Origin of the sequence: Parasphingorhabdus sp., from assembly GCF_036963805.1 — a bacterium.
GTDB lineage: Bacteria > Pseudomonadota > Alphaproteobacteria > Sphingomonadales > Sphingomonadaceae > Parasphingorhabdus.
Genome location: NZ_JBALUN010000008.1, coordinates 98775 through 116109 on the forward strand (window position 1 = coordinate 98775; position 17335 = coordinate 116109).

13 protein-coding genes are annotated in these 17335 nt (G+C 54.4%); 8 read left to right on the top strand and 5 right to left on the bottom strand.

The window, feature by feature from the left end; all coding sequences use genetic code 11:
• Window positions 1-8: 8 nt before the first annotated feature.
• Complete coding sequence (locus tag V7676_RS15480) at window positions 9-314, bottom strand: hypothetical protein (RefSeq protein WP_335660514.1); 306 nt, start codon at window positions 312-314, stop codon at window positions 9-11.
• Between the two features lie 769 nt (window positions 315-1083).
• On the opposite strand from V7676_RS15480, the gene V7676_RS15485 reads away from it, so the two are divergent.
• A complete protein-coding gene (locus tag V7676_RS15485; protein WP_066743772.1) occupies window positions 1084-1566 on the top strand; it encodes a DUF736 domain-containing protein in 483 nt (160 codons plus the stop codon).
• A 70-nt stretch (window positions 1567-1636) separates the two neighbouring features.
• Window positions 1637-2617 (top strand): DUF2493 domain-containing protein, encoded by a 981-nt coding sequence (locus tag V7676_RS15490; RefSeq protein ID WP_335660515.1) that lies wholly within the window; start codon window positions 1637-1639, stop codon window positions 2615-2617.
• Here V7676_RS15490 and V7676_RS15495 read toward each other — a convergent pair.
• Complete coding sequence (locus V7676_RS15495; RefSeq protein WP_335660516.1) at window positions 2589-2834, bottom strand: hypothetical protein; 246 nt, start codon at window positions 2832-2834, stop codon at window positions 2589-2591. The genes V7676_RS15490 and V7676_RS15495 overlap by 29 nt on opposite strands.
• A 499-nt stretch (window positions 2835-3333) precedes the next feature.
• Between V7676_RS15495 and V7676_RS15500 the strand changes: the two genes are divergently transcribed.
• The 5 genes from V7676_RS15500 to V7676_RS15520 all read left to right on the top strand — a co-directional run bounded on the left by V7676_RS15500 (window position 3334) and on the right by V7676_RS15520 (window position 10235).
• Window positions 3334-3636 (top strand): CopG family transcriptional regulator, encoded by a 303-nt coding sequence (locus V7676_RS15500; RefSeq protein WP_335660517.1) that lies wholly within the window; start codon window positions 3334-3336, stop codon window positions 3634-3636.
• Window positions 3637-4174: 538 nt separating this feature from the next.
• Complete coding sequence (locus V7676_RS15505; RefSeq protein WP_442955454.1) at window positions 4175-6043, top strand: type IV secretion system DNA-binding domain-containing protein; 1869 nt, start codon at window positions 4175-4177, stop codon at window positions 6041-6043.
• Window positions 6043-9408, top strand: a complete 3366-nt coding sequence (gene mobF / locus V7676_RS15510; RefSeq protein ID WP_335660519.1) for a MobF family relaxase — start codon at window positions 6043-6045, stop codon at window positions 9406-9408. Before V7676_RS15505 ends, mobF begins: the two co-directional genes overlap by 1 nt.
• A 66-nt stretch (window positions 9409-9474) precedes the next feature.
• A complete protein-coding gene (locus V7676_RS15515; RefSeq protein WP_335660520.1) occupies window positions 9475-9684 on the top strand; it encodes a hypothetical protein in 210 nt (69 codons plus the stop codon).
• A gap of 68 nt (window positions 9685-9752) precedes the next feature.
• The gene (locus V7676_RS15520) at window positions 9753-10235 is read left to right on the top strand and encodes a thermonuclease family protein (RefSeq protein WP_066743822.1); all 483 of its coding nucleotides are present in this window, start codon (window positions 9753-9755) and stop codon (window positions 10233-10235) included.
• Window positions 10236-10884: 649 nt separating this feature from the next.
• Here V7676_RS15520 and V7676_RS15525 read toward each other — a convergent pair.
• On the bottom strand, window positions 10885-12126 hold the full coding sequence (locus tag V7676_RS15525; protein ID WP_335660521.1) for a type II toxin-antitoxin system HipA family toxin: 1242 nt from the start codon (window positions 12124-12126) through the stop codon (window positions 10885-10887).
• Between the two features lie 6 nt (window positions 12127-12132).
• Entirely contained in the window at window positions 12133-12417 is a 285-nt protein-coding gene (locus V7676_RS15530) for a helix-turn-helix domain-containing protein (protein ID WP_335660522.1), read from the bottom strand.
• Window positions 12418-13151: 734 nt separating this feature from the next.
• Between V7676_RS15530 and V7676_RS15535 the strand changes: the two genes are divergently transcribed.
• Window positions 13152-13906 (top strand): IS5 family transposase gene (locus V7676_RS15535; protein WP_335660523.1). Its coding sequence is split into 2 segments (ribosomal slippage): window positions 13152-13470 and window positions 13470-13906, totalling 756 coding nucleotides; the frame shifts between segments, so codons are not numbered across the junction.
• Between the two features lie 319 nt (window positions 13907-14225).
• Here V7676_RS15535 and V7676_RS15540 read toward each other — a convergent pair.
• A partial coding sequence (locus V7676_RS15540) for an AAA family ATPase (RefSeq protein WP_335660524.1) occupies window positions 14226-17335 on the bottom strand: 3110 nt, incomplete at its 5' end.

The window sequence follows — 17335 nt, forward strand, 5'->3', positions numbered from 1 at the left end:
GCGCGGCGCTATGCGCCTTGCGCCAGTTTCAGTATCTCGGCTTCTGTCCAGAGTTTTCCGGTGCCGGTATCCTCCAGCGTGACATCATCGCCCTCATTCAAAGCCAGACACGCCATTTCGATCGCTTCTGAAAGGGTTGCCACTTCCATGCCCATCTGAAAACCGCCGCTGTCACGTTTCAGGCTATACCGCATCAATAATGGACAATCATCGCCAATATCAATGCTATTGCGCCCAAATATCGCTTTTGCCAGCGCCGGTTCCGCCGGGGGTATATATCCTCGGCATTTCTGGCTGAGCCGGCAGCGCGCCATCAATCGTCATCATAGTGGTTATCTCCGCGCCATGGCTGCGCCAGCGACTGGATGAGGCGGGCATGAATGGTTTCAATGCTCAAGATTATGGGCGTCCCCCGGCGCGAGGCCGGGGCGGGCTGTCGTCTGCGCTGCGCTCCGAACGAGCCCCGAGGTCTCGTCCCTGCGGGCTTCCATCCCTGACGCAAGGGCAAAGGAAACGAAAGAGGACGGGAAGGGGAAGAGCAATGCCCGCGAGGGCGCGGGCATTGCGCCGGACGCGCACCGATGTTCGATAACCCCCTATGCCACATTCACCAGATGTCCCTGCGTTGCCCTTGCGGTTTCAAAGGTCAACGAGTTGCGTCGGGCAAGCTGCGTTAGGCAGATGGGGGTCGCCGGCGTTTGCTTCTCTGGCGAGAAGCGCCGACCCCCATCTGCCAAACTTCACTAGCCCTCCCGTGCCTGTTGACCTTCAAGAGCCCGAAGGGCGTCTTGCGGCCACTGGCGAAGGTGGCTCCGGGTGTGATCGAACACCGAGGATATTTGTGTGCGCGGCCGACCAGGAGGGAAGGGGGCGCTTCGCGTCCCCCTGTGTTTCTTATTGTCGCTGACGCGACGTGCTGGCTCAGGTTCACCAGTTATGATCGGAAAAGTGTCAAGAAAACAATGAGATAGGCTAATATCAGAGTATCTATTATAAGGGTATTTGTCAGGCGGAAAGGCCGCTTTGACAATCAACCGGCGAGGGACAGCTAAACATCCCAAGCCAAAAACTAAGGAACTGAAAATGTCTAATATCGGAGAACTGACCAAAAACACGAACGGCTTTTATATCGGTAAAATCGATACGCTGGCCGTAGCTATGACCCTTGCCCTGCGCGAGGTTCACAGCACCAACGAAAACGCGCCAGTCTATGAAATCCACGCACGAAGTGCAGCAGGTTCATGGGTAAAAGTTGGCGCGCTTTGGGAGCAAACGTCTAACGGAACCGGCGAGGCATTCTTGCAGGGCTCGATTGACGACCCGTCTATGGTCAAGCCTCTCTATATCGCTTGTTTCCGGCGCGAAGATGAAAGCTATGCAATCGCATGGAGCAGACCGCGCCGCACTCGCAACGATGTGCCAGCACCCGCTAATCAGGGCGAAGGCGACAGCGAAAACGGCGAACAGGACTTTGACGGCAGCCCCGCAAAGCAGGGAAAGACCCAAGGAAAAGCCAAATCCAAAAAGGCTGACCTTGGCGAAACCACCAGCGATGCAGCTAGCTAGTCTGAAATGAACAAGGGCAGGGAGCGGGGCTTAGCCGCTTCCTGCCCTCTTTTTGTCCAAAGGAACTGAAATGCCCAAGAACCCGAAAACCGTTAGCAGCTTTGCCGACCTTGGCCAAGTATATGAAGAAGAGACAGCCTCACCGGCCTATCACAGAGCATTCACCAGCGACCTTGCCCAGGCACAGCTGAACATTGCCGAGGAACCGAGCAGCGCCGATATGCCTGGCCCCTTTGAAGCAGAACAATGCGTCAAATCCATGATGAGCGAAATTTTTGCCCTTATGAGCGATACCCGCATGGAGCCAATCGCCCAGCGTATCGCATGGGGAATTGTAAACAGCTTCCATGTTGTTGCCCGTCAGATCGAAGGCGAGGAAGACAGCGCCGCCGTGAAACTTGGCGAACTTGCCCGCATCTCCGACCCGAGCGAGGTTTTTGCAAGCGAGGTTGAAGAAGCACAAATGCGTTGCCAGAGCCTTGCAGAAGCCCGCGAGGCTTTGGAATGTATGCGCGACCATGCCGGCGAAGTTTACCGCGCAAATAGCGGGCATCCGTTCAGCGCTTTAAGAGGCTCGCGCGTTTCATCCGTATTGACCGCCAGCCAGATTGACGCGCGGGAATTTCTGGCAGCACGAACCAAAATCAGACGCGAACAGCTAGCACCATCAGGCCCGATTGTCATTATTTCCGGCGGTCAGGATTGGGAAGATTACCAGCGGATTTGGGACAGGCTCGACTTGCTAAAAACCCGTGTCCCGACAATGACACTTGCGACCACAGCGCAGGGCAAAGGCGTTGACGCTATCGCGGCAGCATGGGCGGCAGCGCAGGACGTGCCACTAATCGCCTTTCGCCTTAATCGCGGCTATGGCAATGCCGCGCCGTTCAAACGCAATAAGCTACTTGCCAAGCTGGACCCCGTTGAAGCAATCGTTTGCGAAGGTTCAGGCGTGCAAGCAAATCTGGCGCAGATAATGCGCGAGGCTGGCGTGCCCGTAACCGTTTTTCATCAGGTGGAAATCAAGACAGAAGAAAGCCGCGCAGCTTGAACCAGCGCCGAGGAAATGCAGCGCGCCTTGAAGCCGAGGCGCGCTGGTAAACCTGAAATATTCCAGCACCAGAGGGGAGGGTAAATCTTCTCGCAGCGTGTCCGAGCGTGAGGCGGTAACCCGTCTCGATAATCATCTTGAGCCAGTAGCTGGAATCGCGATCTGTCAAGATCGTTTCTTTGTCCAAATGATCGCGCATTGCTGATCCGTTTTTCATTTCCAATGCTTGATTGTTTTTGCGATTCCCAAAGCTCCAATTCGTTTCGCGAGCTGGTTGATCGATCAAGCGGAAATCGCTTAATCAATCTCGTGATAATGCCTGGAGTACATAATTGCGTTTCGCGCTGCCCCACCGGAAAACCCAAAATTCTGAAACCGGGAATGAACAATCACCCTCAATCAATATCGCTAACATGGGGAAAAAAGTGGCACACCGTATGCACTGCCGTGCGGATTTTATGGTGTAAATATAGATAGTTATAAGAAAGGTCATGTGCGTCAGAGTGACGCGTTTGGGAGCGGAACCGGCGGTTTTTCATTTAATTTTGAAATATCAATGGCTTAGCAGGACGGGCCCGCGATCTGTTTTGAGTCAGACTGCCGCCGTTTTGACAGGCACCGCCAAGGTGAGTTGACACCCGGCAGGGCAGGGCGCATATCGCTATCTGCTTTGCGTAGGTCTCACCAGCGCCGTTGTCCAAACGGAAGTTGGTAAATTGACAGACACTATTCGCACGACGGTTCGATTACCGTCATCCATTCAGCAGCAAATAGAAGCCCTTGCGCGTGCGCGCGGTATCTCCGGCGTCGATGTCGTTCGCAGCGCGATCGAGGAATATCTTCAGCGCGTTGAAACCGACCGCGAGAGCGGCGGCATCAACCTCCAGCGTCTCGCTCTCATTACAGAATTTTCGCAGGCAGGGGTGGATGTTTTGCTGCGCCAGCTTCCCGCCAATAAACGTGATGAGGTCATCCGCACCGTGGAGCAGCGAATGGAGCAATTTCATGGCCAGAAGTGACCTCAGATTTGATCGCTCGCCCGTTACGCTGGAGCATCATTCGGCAAGGGGGCGGGTGCTCAGAAACGCTAGTGAATTTACCCGCGGATCGCAGCTGATCGGGCATCAGTTTTTCATGTTCATGGCGGGGGCACGAGTGCCTCTTCTGATCTGGCTGGCCTGCTTCATCGCGGTGTACTGGATCATGCTTTACTCAGTCATGGGCGAACATGAGATCCAGCTTTGCGCGTGGCGGATCTGGTCGGCCATATCGGGCTGGATGGAGTTCGATGCCATGAAGCCAATGAACATCGTGCTGTCCGATGACGCGCTGCGGCAGGTGCCGATAGGCTATATTCCATTGGTCCCCGATGTGCAGGTTGCATGGGCCAAGGCAGTACGCGCTCTGTTTGGCGCGCTATGCGCCGCGACACTGTTTGCGTTGCCGGTCATCTGGTGGTTTATAACCCTGGCACAGGGGCGCGGATCATCCATCCTCGAGGAGCGGCATGAGCGCGGCGCAATGCTGGTGTCGCGCGACATCCTGCTCGCCGATGTCATGGCCCATAATGAACGCGAATTTGTCACATCAGCAGCGCAGCTGTTTCCCGGCAAGACCGCCCCGCAGGTCATCGCTTTGCCGCTAACCGAACGGATCAAGGCCGGGCTGCATCATCCCTATAGTCTGGCCGGAATTCCCTATCCTTACGGACTGGAAGCGAGCCACACAATCCTGGTTGGTACAACCGGTGCGGGCAAGACGACACAGCTCAGGAATGTCGTTGCCGAGGTTCGCGCGCGCGGCGGCAGCGCGGTTATCTTCGATCTGACGGGGGCATTTATCGAGGCCTTTTACGACGAGCGCACTGATATCATTCTCAATCCCGGTGATGCGCGTTGTCCCAGCTGGTCGCTGTTCGATGAATGCTCTACGCAAGCAGAGTTTACGGCTGCCGCGCAGGCGCTCGTTCCCCATGATGGCGGCGGCTCCGATCCGTTCTGGGTGCTCGCCGCAAGGATGCTGTTCGTGCAGATGTGCTTGAAGCTCACGCAGCATGGTCAAACTACCAACCGCGCGCTCGCTGAGAATCTGATGACAGCCGATCTGAAGCGTGTTCACCGGATCCTTCAGGACACAACCGCCGACCCGATTACTGCACCTGAAGCCGCCCGCATGGCCGAATCCATCCGGGCAGTGTTTAACACCAATGCCGAGGCTTTGATGTGCCTCCCTGAAGATGGTGAAATTTTCTCGATACGCGAATGGGTGCGCCGCGAGAAAAAGGAGGGGAGCCTGCTATTCGTTTCCGCGCGCCACGTCGATCTCCCACTCTACAAGGCGTTGCTGACTTTATGGCTCGACCTTTCTGTCAATACACTGATGACACTGCCGCGCACGCGGTCCTTGCGCACATGGTATCTATTTGACGAGCTTGGCGCATTGCACCGGCTTCCTGCTATCGAGAATGGGCTGCAGACTGCACGCGGGTTTGGCGGGGCGATCGTACTGGGGCTGCATTCGATTGCGCGTTTGCAGGCTGTTTATGGCCGCGAGGGCGCCGAAAACCTGACCAGCCTTGCGCGAACGAAACTGATTCTGGCGACCGCCGACCGCAAGACCGCCGAAACTTGCGCTGAATTTATCGGCAACCGCGAGGTTCGGCAGATGGATGAAGCCTATAGCTATGGCTATAATAATTTGCGTGATGCCTCGACGCTTACGCCCAAAAAGGAAATTGCGCCGCTGGTCATTCCTGATGACATTACCAATCTTCCCGCGCTCCACGGGTTTGTGAAGTTTCCCGATGGCTTTCCGGCGGCGCGAGTGGTGCTCCAGTTCAAGGATTACCCCCAGGTAGCGCTCGGCTTCGAACCGCGAACAGACGCAACATTATCTGGCAAACCCGCTCGCGCCGCATCCAAATTGGCTAAGGTGCTGCTCGGTGGGGAGGATGACGACGAGGGCGAAGGGGAGGGGGAAGCTGGCGGCCGCGAAGCGCAGGACAAGGCTAGTTACAAAGCTGGAAAGCTGCCCGGCGATCAACTTGAGGACAGCAGCAATGCGGCGGGAGAGGACGCCAGGCAAGCGGCGGCACGCCGGACCAGCGCAGTTGCTGCAGCGCTTGAACTTGTCAATGATGTCAAGCCGGATGAGCCGGGGCCGGACATGAAGCCGGCAGGTGATGAGGGAGTCGAAGCGGTATTGATAGCCTCCCAGAACGAAGCCACGCGCGAAGTATCCAGGCAAGGGGTTGATGCAGACCAACAGCCTGAAGCGGGTAAAACGCCCGGAGCGAAGCCCGGGCTTGCGGCGCACGGTGCGCAGAGCCAGCGCGATCCCCGTTTCGAGGCCACCGCCAAGGATCTTGCGACCGCTTACGGCGTTGATGGCGATCATATTGAAGACGACGGGATGGAGATCGAATAATGATTTCCATGGCTCCTGTTGGCAGTGCAGGCGGTGCAGCGAAATATTTTGCTGCCGATAATTATTATACGCTTGAGGAATCGGCCGAGGAATCGATCTGGTACGGTGAAGGCGCGGAGTTACTCGGTCTGGCACCCGGTGAAGACCATGAAGCTGAATCGGGGGCAGGGGAGGGGAAGGATCAAAATGTTCCTGGCGATGCTGAACCGGAAGAAGATGCTCCAGGTGAGGCGGAAGCGGCAGGCGGGGAGGACGGTGCCGGAGAGAAAGACCATGGTGAAAAGGGCGCGGGCAAGGAGAGCAAGGAAAGCCCCGCAAGAGCTGCTGAGAATGGCGCTTTGGCGAGCCCAGAGAGCGCCGAAGCGGACGGGGCCTCATTTAATCCCGAGCTGCCGGGCGGCGGGACAGAAAACGGCGCTGACACTTTTGCCGGGGCTGAAAAACCGGCAAAGATGCCGCTATCAAATCCCACTGGCAAGGTTGACGCAGGAACTTTCGAAAATATTCTCAATGGCAAGCTGCCGGACCGATCACAGGTTGGTGAACCCGGTAAACGCGCGCTGGGGATGGACCTCACATTCTCGATGCCCAAATCAGCCTCACTGCTCTCACTCGTCGGCGGCGATACACGTATAACCCAAGCCCATATGGGTGCGGTTAAAACGGCAATGCGCTGGGTAGAGGCCAATCTTGCCGAAGGTCGGCAGAAGATCGATGGCCGTGCAGTACCGGTGCGGACGGGAAATCTGGTCTATGCCCTGTTTCAGCATGACACGAGCCGGGCGCTCGACCCGCAGGGCCATGTCCATGCCGTGATAGCGAATATGACGCGGATGCCTGACGGGAACTGGCGCGCGCTTCATAATGGTGAGATCTGGCGCAATAATACGGTGATCAGCTCAATCTATCATGCTGCGTTTAGGGATTCGCTCGAAAAGCTAGGCTATACAGTCCAGCTGCAGGGCAAGCATGGCACGTTCGAGATTGCCGGTGTGCCTAAAAATGTGCGCGAAGCCTTCAGCCAACGCCGCGCGGATATACTGGCCAAAGCGACCGAGCTTGGCACCGCGACAAAGCAAGGATTGCGTGAAATCACCAAACGCACACGTGACGACAAGATTGCTGTCGAAGATAGAGGCGCGCTGACACAGGAGTGGAAAGCGCGCGCAGCTGACCTCGGTTTTGTGCCGGAGAAGCTGATCGAGCAGGCAAAGGTGTCAGCCAATAAAGAGGATGGGCTATTGGAGCGCGGGGTTGGAGCAATCGAAGGCGGATTAAAGGGCGCGCGCCAATTCGTTCTTGATTCACTGCAAAAACCAAGTGACCCGCTCGTTGATACCGCGCTGAAACGCGTGATGATGACAGGGCCGGTCGCGAGGACCCAATTGGCAACGGCGAGCGCGATCCGCATTCTTTCACAGCGCGAAGCCGCGTTCGAGGTGCATCAGGTTACGAAGACAGCGGTTGATCTTGGGTTAAATGGCGTAACGCCGGAGCTGATTGACAAACGCCTGATCGAACTCACCAACCGGGGCGAACTGGTGCCGGGAGATAAAACGCGGTCAGACAATGTGGTCGAGATGGTGACGACGAGAGATGCGCTTGAAACAGAAGCGGGGATTCTCGGTGAAATTGAGCGCGGCAAGAACAGCGTACTGCCGCTGGTCAGGCCGGAACGGGCGGTAGAGGTTCTTTCGGGAGCCTCAAAACAACCCCCGCTAAATGATGGGCAGATGGCAGCTGCAAGCACGATCATTGCTTCAAGTGACCGCATTGTCGCCGTCCAGGGACTTGCAGGAGCTGGCAAATCGACCATGCTCGGCGCGGTTGCCAATATTCTCGACTTTGAAAAAGTGCCGAGCCTGGGCCTTGCTTTCCAGAACAAGATGGTTGCCGATCTCAAAGAGGGAACCGGTCTGGAAGCAAAGACGGTGGCGAGCTTCCTTATGCAGCATGATGCGCTGCTGACCGGTGATAATCCGCAGCGGGCCAAAGAATCTCGCGATTTGCTGAACGGCTCGTATCTGATCGTTGATGAAACATCGATGCTCTCCAATGACCAGATGCACGGTCTCACCCAAATCGCCAATATAGCCGGTGTGGAGAAGCTTGTGCTGGTTGGCGACCGCAAGCAATTATTATCCATTGATGCCGGTAAATCCTTCGCGGTTGCACAGGCAGGCGGCGTTTCCACAGCGGAAATGAACGAGAATTTGCGCCAGCGAACGCCGGAACTGCGCGCCGTTGCAGCGCTTACCAATGTTGGGCGCGCGGGTAACGCGCTCAAATTGCTGGGCGACCGGGTAATCGAGACGAACGGCCGCGTGGAAACGGCGACCGAATACTGGCTTAATCTACCAGAGAATGAACGCGACAAAACCATGTTGTTTACCAGTGGGCGCGACACCCGGGCCAATCTCAATGAACACATTCAGACCGGCCTCAAAGACGAGGGCAAACTGAAAGGCGACGGTCTCAAACTGACAGTGGCAGACCGGGTTGACCGAACCCGCGAGGAGCTACGCTATGCGCATAGCTATCAGCCGGGGCATCGGCTCGAAGTCTGGACCCGCCTTAAATCTGTCGGACTTGAGCGCGGGGAGTACCGGGTGTCGCGTGTCTTTCAGAACGGCAAGGTCGAAGTGGAGCGCAATGGCAAGCGCAAGACGTTTGACCCTCAAAAGCTGGCGTCTGGCGTAAAACTCGACAAGCTTAACTTGACGGCCACCAAGGATATTCAAATCCATGAAGGCGACAAGATACGTTGGACCGCAAATGATAAAACACGCGATTTGCTGAACAGCTCTATTGGCCGCGTCGTGGGGATCGATGGAAGCGGCGTGATGGTCGAGCGGAGCGACAAGAGTGTTGTGCGGCTTGGTCTGGACGATCCGATGCTGAAACGCATCGATCTGGCATATGCGCTCAATATGCACATGGCGCAGGGTATTACCACCGACAAGGGTTTGGTGGTGATGGGATCGGAAGAGCGCTATCTGTCCAACCAGCGACTGTTCAATGTTGCTGTGACCCGTGTCCGCGACGATGTGAAGGTCATTACCGACGATAAGGAAAAACTCGGCCGTCAGCTTAATCGTACCACAGGCGATAAATATTCTGCCCTTGAAGAAGCTGGCAGGCTTGATGTCGATAAGCATAAAATTGCCGCTCGCGATCCAGACAAACCCTTTGATCCCGGCAGTCTTGAGGGACTTGGCCTAGCCGACGACAAGCTGCGCGCCGGTCCCATTTCTGAAACCAAAGCGGAGCCGCCGAGGCAGCAGACGTCAGCCACGCAAGGAAATGATGAAAAGGCGGACCAGCCCCTCTCATTGCCTGAAAAAAGCAAGGGAATGGAACTATGAGCAAGTGCGATTTCGTTCGAAGGTTTACAACTGACTACAACCTCTATCCAAACAAGGAGAATTAAGATGAGTAACTGGCATTTCAGGAAAATTGGTTCATTCAACAGCGAAGCAGAGGTCGACCTGTGGGCGCGCCAAAACCGTGTCAGCTTAAGCGATCTTAAAACCCGAAGGGGTCGTGATGGAACCGTAGAGGCCGAGGTACGCGAAAGCGCCTATGACGAATCAAATAATCACATCTTTGGTGGTTTTGATCGGGGCAGCGGCTTCCGGTGATTATTTATCTGTGCCGCTCAGAATTTGGAGATGCGGCTGAAAGGTCGAAAATGACCGTGTTTAAAAGAATGATTGGCCCCATAGCTGTAGCCGCTTTTCTGCTGAATTCCTGTTCGGCAGAGGCTGAGGCACCTATTGTAGCTGCGGGCGAGCAGTTTCAATGCACACCCATCGCCGTCTGGGACGGTGATGGGCCAGTTTGGTGCAGGGAGGGCATGAAAATTCGGCTTGCAGGCATCGCCGCGCGTGAAATTGATGGTTCGTGCAGACCGGACCACCCATGTCCAGTGGCAAGCGGCATCAAGGCGCGTGACCGGCTTGTTAGTCTGTTCGGCGGAGCAAAGGGTAGCCACAAGCAGGGCCATGTGATTGTTAGTGCTCCGGCTATGCAATGTCTCTCTGCCGGATCAGGAAAGGGAGATCGAACAGCCGCATGGTGTCTGCTCGCTGATGGCCGCAACGTTTCTTGCGAGATGATTACCAGTGGTACCGTATTACGTTGGAAAACCTATGACCTGGAAAATGTCTGCGGCCGAAAAAAGCGCCCTTAACAGACTTAAAGTTATCAACCGTTTGGAAATGGTTCACCCTGTTTGATATTTTGAGCATGGGGCTACATTTCTAACTAAATGTCAAAGAGGGCGAGATCCCTCCAAAACGAATCCGGTCTTACCATCTACCGTAGCAAGAATATCATCGTCAAAGTAATGTATGGGGGGATAGACTACGTTCTGGCCGAAACTATCAATCCAAAGATTCGGCAGTTTTCTTATTATGTGCAATCCTCGCTCCGAGGGGCAATTATGATGAAATCTATTGTTGTATCTTTTGCGCTTGTCGTTAGTTTGCTTGGGCCTACGGAAATCAATCCTTGCGCGTCCGGGGCCGCCTTTGCGCAAACCAGCGCTTGCTGCAAGATGTGCAGCAAAGGCAAGGCTTGTGGGGATAGTTGCATAGCTCGAGATAAGGTCTGCCACAAAGGTGAGGGCTGTGCCTGCAACAGTTGATGCGCCTTCGTTTGGAATTTGGGTTGCTATTAGCCTTCGCGCTGTGGGGCCTTTGGGTATCTGTATTAGGTCTGTTGCGGTTTTTTTAGATGTGAAGGTTTAGAGATCCGCCGATACGGCAACTAACTTGGTGGTCGGCATAAAGGCGGTTTAAAAAAATCTGTTTGAGAAATTGCACATTGGCACCCACCGGTTAGCTTGCTTGGGCCTCTCTAAAGCAAGTCGCAAACCGTGCTATATCCGCTGCATTGATACTGGCCTCACGGAATGCTTTTTCCCATCCATTGGCAACAGTTCCAGCAAGCTCGGCGGTAACAGTCTTTGCTTCTTCAAGCGAAAGATCAAAATCGGGCGCGCCGGCAATGGCGTTGACTAGGGTTGCGTCCCGGCCTTGTGGGCCAACTCCCAAGACCAATCGCCGCTCAAATCCAATTTGCGGTTTGGGGACAACGTCATACAAAGGTGACAACCTCCAGCCATCGCCATCATATAAAAACCCGTGATTGCGTAGATGATCATCATCATTAGTCACCAGAATGTTGAACACCATCCGCTTAAAAAGCTCGTTCAGATCGGTTTTCACCATTGTCCCGTGTTGTCGCAAGACAGCGGCCAAATCGCGATAATTATACTGGCTAACCTCACTTTCATGGGCCGCCAGCATCGTTAGTCCGGAGGCAAAAGGAGTGCGATGTTGCTTATTCATGCTCCTGTCGAACCGCTTAATCATATATATGTCACGGCCAAGTATATTTTCAAATCCAAGAGCTGGCACGTCGAGCCCGCAATCTTTTGCTAAACGCATTGTTGCCAGCTCAACCCGGCATTCAGGGAAAGTGTCTTTTTGTGCTTGGAACTTCGCGATCCAGGGCTGGCCATCAATCTCAGTTGCGGCTTTTGGGCGAGCACCGCCAAGTGATGATCCGGCGGTTAGCAATTTGCGTAAGTTTTCATCAAGCAGGTCAACCTTTTGGGCGCGTTCGGCCGCTTCAGCGAGTTCGGCTAAGTTGAAATGCTCGCCAGGTGCATCGCCTTCCCCCCAAGGCGTAATGCGCTTTGGCTGTGCCGGCGTTGGACCAAAGGCCAATGCGCCAACCCGGTAATCGCCTGATGCTAATATAAGATCGGCTTCCGTTGGCGTTCTGTCGCCCATTGCCTTGTACATCAAATATTGGCCCCAACCATCAGGAGCTGCATCGCGAATGCCGCCAAATACAGCTAATCCTTCTTCGGTTCGAAATGTCTGGTCCGCCGACCCTCCGGTCAATGACAATGCTACAGGGTCGACGGGAATCCGGTCCGGGCGCTCGAGATAGCGGCGGCCATAAGCGAAAGTTGAAAACTGTGTCCGCTGCTCATCTGTCATTGTCAGAAGTCCTGCGGGCACTGGTCCCTCTGCCAAATGGACAAAAACATAGGTCTCGATCACAGCCATAAGCGCCTAGAAATCCATATCTTTAGAGGATCCACTATGTGTTTTCTTTGGCAATCGAGCCAGATGTTCGCGCATACCAACTTGGTCGCTTTCTGGAGCTGCCAATCCTGCAAGTCGCTTGGTAAACCCGAGAACGAACAATGCGCTGGCAAGGACTGCAATGCCTACAGTAGGGTCACCAGATTCGAGCCGCTGGACTGTTTGGACCGACACAAACATTCGTTCGGCCATGAGTTGTTGACTAATCTTGCGCCGTTTGCGGGCTACGGCAATGTCCTTGCCCAACGACACAAGCGCTCGCTTGCTTTGTGGTGGTAGACCCGATGTGACTCTTGAGGCGCGCGGCATTAAAAATACATGACATATCATGCGTATAATGTCAATAGACATGATATGTCATGTATTTAGGATAAGCGATCTGACAATAGTGGCTAACCTTTTGGTCGCAAGATGGCGAGTATCATCAAGCACTTTCAAAATCTCGTCGAAATCCTACATAAATTGCGAAAAATCGGAAAAATGGCTTCTTAACTAACGATAAATCGGTATAATTGGCAAAAGGAGCACGTTAATGCCCGAATTATCCATAGCAAATATGCCAGAAGTGTTTGTATCGAACACGGAAATCACGAAGGCTGTTTATGACGCCGTCGAGGCAGGCCGTCTGCGCAAGATTGGAACCCGCCTTTAGGCGACACGTGCGAGCAGGAAGAATCTGAATCTACTCTGTCTGATTATTCTGAAGCGATCAAGAAATTGGCACCCAGAGCGAACGTATCGGGTTACCGTCTCGAATCAGCGTTGATGACAATTGATGAGCGTATCGGGCATATTGAAGAAAATTTTGTGCCGGTTGCCAGCCCTTCAACAATTCCAACTTCATCCTCCGCGGAGGATGAAAAGTTCGACGACGGGGCGTTGAACGCTCTGTTTACCAGTCTTAGAGCCTAGGCTCAGGACCTATTAAAGGGATTCCCAACGTTAGGTTTTTATGATTCAATGACGACATCGAAGGAGGTGTTGTCATGGATGATCTGTTTTTGCTGAGTGAGGCGCAGATGCGCCGGATAGAGCCATATTTTCCTTTGTCCCACGGGATACCGAGAGTGGATGACCGCCGGATCGTGTCGGGTATCATTTATGTGATCAAGCATGGACTGATGTGGCGTGATGCGCCGAAGGCTTATGGTCCGCATAAGACCATCTACAACCGCTTTATCCGCTGGAGCAGGCTTGGCGTGTTCAACCGCATTTTTGCCGAGCTGGCGGGCAAGGCGGGCGAGCCTGACCGGATCATGATCGATGCGACCCATCTCAAAGCGCACCGGACGGCGGCCAGTCTGTTAAAAGGGGGGCTTTACCCAGACGTATCGGGCGCACCAAAGGTGGGTTGAACTCAAAACTCCATGCCGTCTGCGACGGCGAAGGTCGCCCCATCATCATGCTGCTGACGGAAGGACAGATGAGCGATCACAAGGGTGCTGCCCTGCTGCTTTCATCGCTACCACAGGCAAGGGAACTGCTGGGGGACAAGGGATATGACAGTGACTGGTTCCGGTCCGCTCTGGCCGAACGTGGTATTACGGCGTGCATTCCACCACGCTCCAACCGAAAGGTGCAGCACCATTATGACAAAAGCCTCTACAAACAGCGCCACAAGATCGAGAATATCTTTGGCCGGATCAAGGACTGGAGACGCGTCGCCACCAGATACGACAGATGCGCCCACACCTTCTTCTCTGCTATCTGTATCGCAGCAACCGTCTGCTACTGGTTGTGATCAATGAGTCCTGAGCCTAGTGATTTATCAGCATATGATTGATATCAAAGGCGATGAAAATCTATTCCCCGTATAATTAGAGATCCCTAATTGAGTAATTTCTTGATCGTTTTCGAAGTGACGAAGGTTTGGACAATCCTATCAGTGCAATATTGCAGCAGTCAATTGTGTGCGGAAACTGAGAATTGGCTATCGATCTGGCGATGCGTGGCCGATGCGACAATGTTGGCGAGATGGCTTTAGTCGAACCATCACAGCGACGTTCAGCAGAGGTGGGCTCAATTGCGGATGGTTTCTTTGTTTTAGCAAACGCAGATATCTAAACGCGTTCAATCTCGACGATGTTTGCTAACCCCTTAGCTTCTAATCGGTTAGCATCGTCACGCACTCGGCTATGATGGGTGAACAGCAATACCTGGTTGGTTTTTGCAAACTCTGCGAGCAGATCCAGCGTAGCTGCGCTGCGCTCATCATCGAAATGCACCAAGATATCATCTGCAATGAACGGTAACGGCTCGGTCGAAGCGGCATAATTCTCGAGACTTGCCAGCCTGAACGCTAGGAACAGCTGATCACGTGTTCCATCGCTCATGTTCGCAACCGAAACCGCAGAACCTGTTTTTCGCCGACCAACCACAACAGGCTGGCCTTTGTCATCAATATCGGTGTCGATTCCCGCAAATTCCCCGCTCGTCGTGAACGCAAAAAGTTCACCTGCACGGCTAACTAGCGGATCTTGCTGCTCGTTGCGAACCTTCTCGATTGCCTTAGTAATCAGCGCGCGCGCTACAGTGAGTTCGACATAGCGTTCGATAGCGATCTGCATGGCAGCGGCCGCGCTTTCGCGCTCAGCGATGGCATGATTTACACCTGATTCCGCCGCAAATTGACCGAGAGCATCCTGTGCAGTCTTTTGTTCAAGTATCGTAGCCTCTAGTTCAGTTTCCAACTGTTTTGACTGCTCCTGAGCAGTGCTCAGGGCGCCTCGAAGCACATCTATATCGCGTTCTGCCCATTGATCACGCAAGGCGGCAATGGAGAGTCCATCGCTCACATTCGCTATCGACCGCTCCGCTTGTGCTTTCTCCTCCATAAGCTGAGACCGGATCGCACATCGCTTCTCAATGTCACGCAAAGGAGCAACTTCAGCCGGAATGCCAGCGCGCTTGGCAAGTGTTTCCAGCGCTTTCTGTGAGTTGCGATCGGCCGTCTCCAACAAAGCGCAATCAGCCTTGATTTCCTCGACATCGGGAGCGAGTGCTACGCGCTGTACTCGAATTGCGTCATGTTCTTGCCACCGCGCCGCGATCTGATCGGTGGCCGCAAGAAGATCTGCTGGCAATGCGAGGTCGAGACTTTCACCCAAAGCGTCAACTGCCACCTGCAAGGCCGCTTCATCTTCATCCATACGGGTAAGCCGCGTTTGGGATTGTGCTATCGTCCCTAGTGTCGCACGGGCTCCGGACCATTCGCTGACTAGCGCGCCAGCTTGCTCGGGGGCAAGATTGGAATCGAGCCCTAATTTGACCAGCGCAGCGCTCCATTGTTGGTCCCAAGTTTTTTGATCCGCCAACAGATCTGAAAGTTCCTGTTCCGCTCGGGTCGCTTTTGGCCCTAGTTCCTCATAATCACGCAAATCGCGCCGATAGTCCTCATGCCCACTTTCATGTTTGCCGAGCGCCGCGCATAATGCGTGTACTTGGGAAACAAACGTTTGCCCTTCCGCGGGCGTAGTCTTCATTAAGACTTGCGCGCTCTCGAATAGCGCGCGTACTGGCTCTAGGTCGGCTTCTTGGCGATCAACATCAACTTGGAGTGCGCGTGCAGTGGCGAGCGCGGCCAGAGCCAGTTCTCGGCGTTCGGCAAATTCGAGCAGGCTTGAAAGCTGGGGGTATTGTTCGGTTGCACTTGGAAAGGCGGACGCGAAGACGCTGGTTCGCTTTTCGAGCTGATGGCCAATATCTTCAATCAGCACAATGCACCCTTCGATCTCAATATTGCTGCTTTCGAGCTGCTTACGGGCGAGCGCAAGATTGGCTGCATGCTTCGCCTCTGCCGCCCGCCGATCTGCCAAATCATCGGCATCCCGGATTTGATTTTCATAGACTTCAACCTCCTTGCGCCGGACTACCGTGTCTGCGGGGATGGCATCATCAAGATAAGCAGCGCGCAGAGGCGACCAGGTATCACTGCGTGCACTGCGCGCATCGGCTAGCGCACTGTCTGAAGCCACTGGGCCGGTTGCCTCGAACTCTGCAATGGCATTAATTGCCGTCTTTGCCTTCTTTTCGGCCGCGACCTTTTGTTCAAGCTGGTCCGCTAGGGACTTTTCGAGGTCTGAGCACGCGACTTGTTCAGCGCGGATGGCTTCTGATGAAGGGGAATCGAAAGAAGCGAGCGCGTCGGAAGTTGGAAAACCAAGGAAACTAACTGTGTCTGCCACCTCGGTCATTGCTTCGAGCGCTTGGCGCCGGGCGGTTTCAGTTGTCCCTACCTGCGCTGCCAGGTTAGAAAATTGTACCGGGCTAAACTCTACCGGCGTTTGATGGCCGGCAGCGATAGCTACATCGAGCCGATGCTTTAATACCTCAAGACGGTCGGTGAGGTCGGCTTTGCGTTCCCGAGCCGCAACGACAGCGGCACCGCGCTCGATCGCCTGTGTTGCCAGTTTCTGGACTTGATCCAAAGCTTCTTGGCTCGGCAAACGGGTTGTTAAATCGGCATCGATAGCCAAGTGTAACATGCGCCGGAGTGTCGTAAGTCCAGCTTCGTCATTTTTGATCTCTTTGAGCCGATTTGGCCGATCAGTCCGAGCTTTGCGAACATGGATAGCTTGTTCGGAGAGATCGCGAACTGCTGCCTCTGCTCCAATAAATGCTTCTGAAACCTCCAGCGCATCAAACCGCAGTGCGAGTTTATCCCTATTTATACGACCTTTTGTTAGGGCTGATCCAGCTTCTTCACGCAGCATAAGTACCGCTTCTATCTGTTTGTCAAAGTCCGGCTCTAGCGCGGTGATATCCTCATATTCGTTCAATGCTGCAGTTAACTGATCGAGCGCGAGCATATGTGGGACGGCCCGCACTAATCGCTCCAGAACGGAAATTTCGGTACTCACATCTTGCCGTTCGGCCCGAGCATCATCCAGTTTTTTGTTCGCGATATCCGCTGCCTTTCGGCTTTTCTCATAGGCATCACGCGTCACCGTGTGGAGCTTAACCTCGCGTTCAGCGGCATCGAATGTCTCTAGGGATTTGTAAAAAGCGCGCTCGCTTGATTTGCGCGGCGCAAAGAGTTTGTCCGCTTCTTCATCAATGGAATCGAGCCGCGTCATAAGCGACCGTAGACCTCCGCCTGCTTCAACTATCAAACGACCTATATCACCTTCTGCCGCGAGCAGGCTCGATCCGCCTGAGCGAAGCGTCTCAT

Excerpts from the sequence above, each read along its gene's own strand:
- V7676_RS15480 (WP_335660514.1), bottom strand. The coding sequence starts at position 314 with ATGGCGCGCTGCCGGCTCAGCCAGAAATGCCGAGGATATATACCCCCG.
- V7676_RS15485 (WP_066743772.1), top strand. The coding sequence starts at position 1,084 with ATGTCTAATATCGGAGAACTGACCAAAAACACGAACGGCTTTTATATC.
- V7676_RS15490 (WP_335660515.1), top strand. The coding sequence starts at position 1,637 with ATGCCCAAGAACCCGAAAACCGTTAGCAGCTTTGCCGACCTTGGCCAA.
- V7676_RS15495 (WP_335660516.1), bottom strand. The coding sequence starts at position 2,834 with ATGAAAAACGGATCAGCAATGCGCGATCATTTGGACAAAGAAACGATC.
- V7676_RS15505 (WP_442955454.1), top strand. The coding sequence starts at position 4,175 with ATGGCCCATAATGAACGCGAATTTGTCACATCAGCAGCGCAGCTGTTT.
- mobF (WP_335660519.1), top strand. The coding sequence starts at position 6,043 with ATGATTTCCATGGCTCCTGTTGGCAGTGCAGGCGGTGCAGCGAAATAT.
- V7676_RS15515 (WP_335660520.1), top strand. The coding sequence starts at position 9,475 with ATGAGTAACTGGCATTTCAGGAAAATTGGTTCATTCAACAGCGAAGCA.
- V7676_RS15520 (WP_066743822.1), top strand. The coding sequence starts at position 9,753 with ATGATTGGCCCCATAGCTGTAGCCGCTTTTCTGCTGAATTCCTGTTCG.
- V7676_RS15525 (WP_335660521.1), bottom strand. The coding sequence starts at position 12,126 with ATGGCTGTGATCGAGACCTATGTTTTTGTCCATTTGGCAGAGGGACCA.